The 5,589-nt window shown below is 50.7% G+C and carries 8 protein-coding genes; 5 read left to right on the forward strand and 3 right to left on the reverse strand.

Going from position 1 to position 5,589, the window contains the following annotated elements:
• Positions 1–136 precede the first annotated feature (136 nt).
• Positions 137–340, reverse strand: coding sequence for a hypothetical protein (locus tag U2W12_RS18885; RefSeq protein WP_326502251.1), 204 nt, complete (start codon positions 338–340; stop codon positions 137–139).
• A 446-nt stretch (positions 341–786) separates the two neighbouring features.
• Between U2W12_RS18885 and U2W12_RS18890 the strand changes: the two genes are divergently transcribed.
• Entirely contained in the window at positions 787–1,212 is a 426-nt protein-coding gene (locus U2W12_RS18890; RefSeq protein ID WP_326502252.1) for a hypothetical protein, read from the forward strand.
• Positions 1,213–1,284: 72 nt separating this feature from the next.
• Positions 1,285–1,542: a hypothetical protein gene (locus U2W12_RS18895; protein WP_326502253.1), complete on the forward strand. Its 258-nt coding sequence runs from the start codon at positions 1,285–1,287 to the stop codon at positions 1,540–1,542.
• 234 nt (positions 1,543–1,776) lie between these two features.
• Here the strand turns inward: U2W12_RS18895 and U2W12_RS18900 are convergent, their stop codons facing one another.
• A complete protein-coding gene (locus tag U2W12_RS18900; RefSeq protein ID WP_326502254.1) occupies positions 1,777–3,312 on the reverse strand; it encodes a hypothetical protein in 1,536 nt (511 codons plus the stop codon).
• A gap of 570 nt (positions 3,313–3,882) precedes the next feature.
• Positions 3,883–4,290, reverse strand: a complete 408-nt coding sequence (gene merR / locus U2W12_RS18905) for an Hg(II)-responsive transcriptional regulator (RefSeq protein ID WP_326502255.1) — start codon at positions 4,288–4,290, stop codon at positions 3,883–3,885.
• 66 nt (positions 4,291–4,356) lie between these two features.
• Between merR and U2W12_RS18910 the strand changes: the two genes are divergently transcribed.
• From U2W12_RS18910 to U2W12_RS18920, 3 genes are read left to right on the forward strand one after another with little or no spacing between them, the layout of a single operon-like run.
• A complete protein-coding gene (locus tag U2W12_RS18910; RefSeq protein WP_326502256.1) occupies positions 4,357–4,860 on the forward strand; it encodes a mercuric transporter MerT family protein in 504 nt (167 codons plus the stop codon).
• A gap of 11 nt (positions 4,861–4,871) precedes the next feature.
• On the forward strand, positions 4,872–5,159 hold the full coding sequence (locus U2W12_RS18915; RefSeq protein ID WP_326502257.1) for a cation transporter: 288 nt from the start codon (positions 4,872–4,874) through the stop codon (positions 5,157–5,159).
• On the forward strand, positions 5,159–5,374 hold the full coding sequence (locus U2W12_RS18920) for a GDCCVxC domain-containing (seleno)protein (RefSeq protein ID WP_326502258.1): 216 nt from the start codon (positions 5,159–5,161) through the stop codon (positions 5,372–5,374). Before U2W12_RS18915 ends, U2W12_RS18920 begins: the two co-directional genes overlap by 1 nt.
• Positions 5,375–5,589: the final 215 nt, after the last annotated feature.

Here is a 5,589-nt window from a genome sequence, read left to right on the forward strand (position 1 = left end):
GCCCGATTGGCAATATCCCTCCGGCAGAAGCGGAAACAAGGTATTATCAACAACTTTCCGAGTCGGCTCTCGCAGCATGACTCACAACTAACAGCCTCCGGGAAAACCGGGACGGTTCAGGGCTTTTTGAACACGCCTATTCGGTCACTAACGCAGTCAGTATCTTACCCTCCGCCACGATTCCGGGGTGGTCGTCGATCTTTACCGGAAAAAGTCCGGCGTACAACGGCATTTCCGGCAATGAATTCTTTGTGCGCGAAACGATGCGGTTCCTGGCGCCCATACCGGTGTCGGTCGAGGAGACCGATGACGTACGCAGGGCAATCAGCGAAGACCTCATCGGGAAAGTCCTCAAAGTTCCGACGCTCTTCGATGCGGTGAACGGGCCTGTCTTCGTTTCGCTGAACTATGTGCACAGGGGGGCCGACATCTTCACCGCCGATGCTCCCGCAGCGATTGCGGCGCTGACGGTGGCATTCAAGGCCGGAAAACTCGTCAATTCAATCCCGATTTTGCAAGAGAGCTATGCGGCTCTTGACCGGAACTCGGTCCCCAAAGTCATTGGTGCTATCCAGAAGCACGGTGTGCCGACCGTGCAAGTGGTCTATTTTCCGGGTATCGATCTTTACACCCACCTCGCGGGGAATTCGTTACATGACCAAGTGAGCTATCTCACAGGCACTACTTTTCCCTTAATAGAAACAGTCCTCGGCGAATATAAGCGCCAGAATGTGCTCAGAGACTTATGTCCTGTTTATCTCCGATCACGGCCATACACCGGTGTCCATGGACACGCAGCATGCCCTCGCGACGGAGTCCGAATTGAAAGCGCCGGGTCTGCTTCAGTCGCTGGGTTTTCGCGTGCGCCCGAGTCGCCTCGAGGTTGACGATGAACAGTCCGATTATCAAGCCGTGCTCGCCTATCAAGGGGCAATGGCTTACATCTATCTGGCTGACCGCTCGACTTGCCGGGTTCCGAAACAGAAGTGTGACTGGAGCAAGCCACCGCGCTTCGTGGAGGACGTGATGCCGGTGGTGCACGCCTTTGTCGATGCCAACCACGGGAATGACCGTTTCCCTAAACTTAAGGACACGCTTGACCTCATATTTGCGCGAGAACCCGTGCCAACCTCAGAGGATGCGCACGAATTTGAAATTTATGATGGCAACCGCCTGGTGCCGATCAGTCGATACCTTGCACAGCATCCTTGATCTGATCTGATTCAGCTTGATCGTCGTATGCGCTGGCTTTCGGCAGGTCTCTATGGTCACCGTGCAGGTGATGTGCTTCTCCTGGCGAAGTCCGGACTCGAACGTCCAATTACCGACCGGTATTATTTTTCCTCTCCTTATTTCTCTCAGCACGGCGGCGCATCCGCCCAGGATGGTCATATCACATCCATGATTGCGCGCCAGAATGTTGCCGGCGAGTCGATTCAAAAAACGGTCGACGAAATCATCGGCGATGAGCCCTCTCAACTCGACGTGGTCCCCTTGATCCGCAGGCTGTTGACGCAACGGCAGGACGGAGTGGCTCAATGACCCGATGTAGAAAATGGGTCATCACTCCTGGTCCATACCTGCATGGATAAAATTATCGACTATTATCCCCGTGATTATTTTGAAAGTTTACATGAGTTACCCCACTTTTTTCGTTGCTTTCCATAATAATTACCTTTGATTTGGTATCGTACCTGCCAAGTTGGGTGCGTATCGGGTACCATTTTCAAATGGTCATAGAACAACCTTGGAAGATCATTGCTCGGCTTGGGGAAGCTAATTACCCGGCATCACCGTCTTGAAACGTACAGACGCCCCCAAGAGGCCGATCGTGAAGAAAGCGGTACCGACAAGGGTAAATCGTAGATTCGACACTTCGATCGCCAAGTCGTCGGTCGCATAAAGCATAAAAATGACGGCAACCGATCCCCAGCCGAGAAAACGTAATGCAGCGGCCATCATGAGTTTGCCTAACGGTTCCGATCCGCTCATCGGCGTATCCATTTGATAAGCCACAAAACCGCAGATGAGCGCCGGCAGGATACCCCAGCGCATATGTTGTATGAAGCTTTCCAGAAAATTGAAATGCTCCCTGTGATAGAAAGTTAACTCGAGAATAAGCGCCGATACTGCGGTGCTGACAATGAAGCCTATTATCATCATTGACATGTAGAACCCATAGTAGCGATCGGATTGTTCCCGGTGGTGCCTGAAGACGAGCGTCCGTGAAAGAAAGACCAGCGCTATTGGAAGGACATACATTGGAATCACATAGGCGATCCATCGAAGCGTGGTGTAATTAAAATGCGCGAGCGGTTTTTCGGGAAATAAGAACGCATTGTGTAGAGAAACAGAAATCTCTCGCCCCAGCATCACTCCGATCGCGGTAGCGGCCGTAAATAGCAGAATATATTTATAGGTATGTTTCAGGCGGGCCTCGTGGACGTTGCCGCCGAGCCGCTTCACGGCTGACCAAATCTCATTCTCGCTGGCGCTCCCGAACACGACCAGAGAGGCGAGCAAGCGGCAGAGCAGACCGGTCAGGTGGTCCAGTTCCTTTATCAACTTGACTGTCTTGGTATAGTGCGGCTCCGCTTCCTTCCAGACAGTGACTTTTTCCGACATCGCATTGTAGGAGATACAGATTTCTCCCCATTTCAAAGACGGTTCGTTAAAAAAACGACGAAAGGACGATTGGTTGGCGTAGTTTTGTATCTGGTCAAAAAGAAGGCAATTATGAGCCCATTTATACTCGACCGTGGCACTGGATTTTTCGAAATCGCCGGGGTCGATGCTCGGCGCCAGCAGGCGGTTGGCGATTTGCGCTTTTAAGCTATCGTCGACCGCCGACAATCTCGAGGTAATGAGGGCGTGATAGACTTCTACCGCCTTGGTTGGAATTGCGAACGCGTCATGGATGCTGTCCCTCAATATCAGCAAGGGATTGAGCTTGCTCTCCCAGGCGATGAAAAAAAGAAAAAGTCCCGCGGCAATCAAAGGGATGAGCGTGTTTCCATCCAAGCCATTCAGCAAATTCACCCACTCCCCTGAGCGGAGGCTCTTCACAATGAGCGTTAAGAGCGGCTCCAAGGGCAACCACCGCCAAGTCAGTAGCCCGTAAATTGCCGACATAAACGTGCAGTAGAATGCGATCCCTAACCAGTAGGTGCTTCTGCGGATAAAGTATTGGGGTAGTGTCGGTTCGGCGCCTAACTGAATTCGGCGTTTTTGGAAGGACTGGTAGGCGAGAAAGAATGCGGATCCGGTTCCAAGAAACTGCACTGCAAGGTTAATCAAGAGTTCGATTGTCATCGCGCTACTGCTCCTAGATACTTTTTTCTCGTTTCCACACGGCGCGTAGGAACCAGAACAAAAACAAAGCCAAGTCCGACAGGCTCTTGGAAGCCGCGTAGACTGGCGCGTCCGAGAGGATTCGCCTCCCGTTCCAGCCTTCGGAGGGCCGATTGTCCAATATCAGAACACGCTGAAACACGCCTGATTACGCTAGAAGCCTCATTTTACCTGGAGTCTCAGTGAGTATCAAGTTGTCGAAAAACGTGTGGTTTTGATTCGTATAGTGTCCGAATCAGTGCCCACGAAAATTCGCCACCGCTCTTGATATCCGTGGCTTTACAAAGAAATATCAAACCAAATTAGCATAGGACGGGGGCAAGATTAGGAAACGTTCAATTTTTATCTTCCGGCAACAATTTATGTCAAACCCTGATCTTGCTCCGATCTAGCAAACACTCCGTTAAGGCAGGGCGATCGCGCGATGGTTTGCACGCTAGTAAAAAACACGACTAGGGCACCAATTTCCTGCCCTACGGGTTCATTTTGTCTCATGTTATGTGGTGATGGACAATGGAACAGAAATTTGCCTTATGCCGATGTTATCAGCAGGGCATGGATAATCGGGCATGATACTGAATCGGTGTTGCTAGCGCAGCTCTCGACCAAATTGGACAAGGCGGTTTCCATCGTACGCAAACCTTCGATGCGTTCACGAATTAGAATAAGCTTTTTTAGAGCAATTTCCTTTGCTTCCCGGCAATGCCGCCCCTCATCAAGACTCAATAATTCCGAAATCTCATCAAGCGAAAAGCCAAGTTTCTGGCCTTGTTTAATGAACAGGATCCGCTGCACATCTTGTTCGGTGTAATGCCGAATACCCTTGAATGGCTTGAATGGTTCCATAAGCAAGCCGCGCCGTTGATAAAAACGGATCGTTTCGACATTCACTCCTGCTTTCTTTGCCACTGCGCCAATCGTAAAGCTTTTTTGTATCATGGGCTTGTCTCCGTACATAGGTACGGTGCTTATGATATAGCAATCGCAAGAAAAGAGGTATGCGTCATGAACTCAAAACAAACCCTGATTGCGAGCGTTCTTGCCGGGATTGGAGCGAGCTTGTGTTGTGTTGCCCCTTTGGTGTTGATGAGCCTTGGCATTGGCGGGGCTTGGATGGCAACACTCACTGCCTTCGAGCCGGCACGACCGGTATTCATGGGGCTGGCATTGCTTTTCCTTAGCCTGACGTTTCGCAAGCTCTACCTGGCAACCCAAATATGCGAACCCGGCAAGCTCTGCGCCGATGAGTATCTGAGTCTTGGCATTGGCGGGGCTTGGATGGCAACACTGACTGCCTTCGAGCCGGTTCGCCCCGTGCTCATGAGTCTGGCATTGCTTTTCCTTGGCCTGACGTTTCGCAAGCTCAACCTGACAACCCAAACATGCGAACCCGGCAAGCCCTGTGCCGGTGATAAAGTTATCCGCAAGCAACGCTTCATTTTTTGGGGTGTGACTCTCCCTTTATTGGGTTTGCTGGCGTTCCCATGGTTCGCCCCACTGTTCTATTGAGGAAAAAACCGGTGAAAACTAAAATTCTTTTGTGCATTTTGGCGTTTGTCGTTAAATCCGGCTCAGTTCTGGCCGAGTCTCGCATGGTCACGCTTGATGTACAAAACATGACCTGCGCCGTCTGTCCAATCACGGTCAAAAAAGCGCTTGAACACATTTCCGCTGTGCGACTGGTTTCGGTCGATTACGCTAGTAAAACCGTGACGGTACAATTCGACGATACGATGGTCACTACGAACAAATTAACTGAGGCGACTAAGGCCGCCGGATATCCGTCCTCTATCAAGAAGGCGAATTAATGAATACTGTCATTCTCGAGTCGAAGATCACCTGTCCACACTGCGGGCACGCCGAAATGGAAACCATGCCGACCGATGCCTGCCAATTTTTCTATGAATGCAAGTCCTGCGGAGCGCTGCTCAAACCCAAGCAAGGAGATTGCTGCGTGTTTTGCTCTTACGGTTCGGTTAAATGTCCACCGATTCAGCAACATGTATGCTGTTGCGCCGGATAAGATAAAAACATCGGGCTAAACGGTACAGACTATCTAAAATTTAGATTGGCTGCACGGTTACAAGTCATTTAGTTTCAAAAAATGAAATTTGATTGACTGAACCGCCCCGGGTTTGATGGAGGCTTCAACTTTTGAGAAGATGAAGCTATGAAAGAGAAAACCACAAACCATTATTCACCCGAATTTCGGGAACGAGCGGTTCGCTTGGTGCGGGA

Source organism: Methylomicrobium sp. Wu6 (genome assembly GCF_035916875.1).
Lineage (GTDB): Bacteria > Pseudomonadota > Gammaproteobacteria > Methylococcales > Methylomonadaceae > Methylomicrobium.

Coding starts and splice junctions, on each gene's coding strand:
- U2W12_RS18885 (WP_326502251.1), bottom strand. CDS start 340: ATGAGGTCTTCGCTGATTGCCCTGCGTACGTCATCGGTCTCCTCGACC.
- U2W12_RS18890 (WP_326502252.1), top strand. CDS start 787: ATGGACACGCAGCATGCCCTCGCGACGGAGTCCGAATTGAAAGCGCCG.
- U2W12_RS18900 (WP_326502254.1), bottom strand. CDS start 3,312: ATGACAATCGAACTCTTGATTAACCTTGCAGTGCAGTTTCTTGGAACC.
- merR (WP_326502255.1), bottom strand. CDS start 4,290: ATGATACAAAAAAGCTTTACGATTGGCGCAGTGGCAAAGAAAGCAGGA.
- U2W12_RS18910 (WP_326502256.1), top strand. CDS start 4,357: ATGAACTCAAAACAAACCCTGATTGCGAGCGTTCTTGCCGGGATTGGA.
- U2W12_RS18920 (WP_326502258.1), top strand. CDS start 5,159: ATGAATACTGTCATTCTCGAGTCGAAGATCACCTGTCCACACTGCGGG.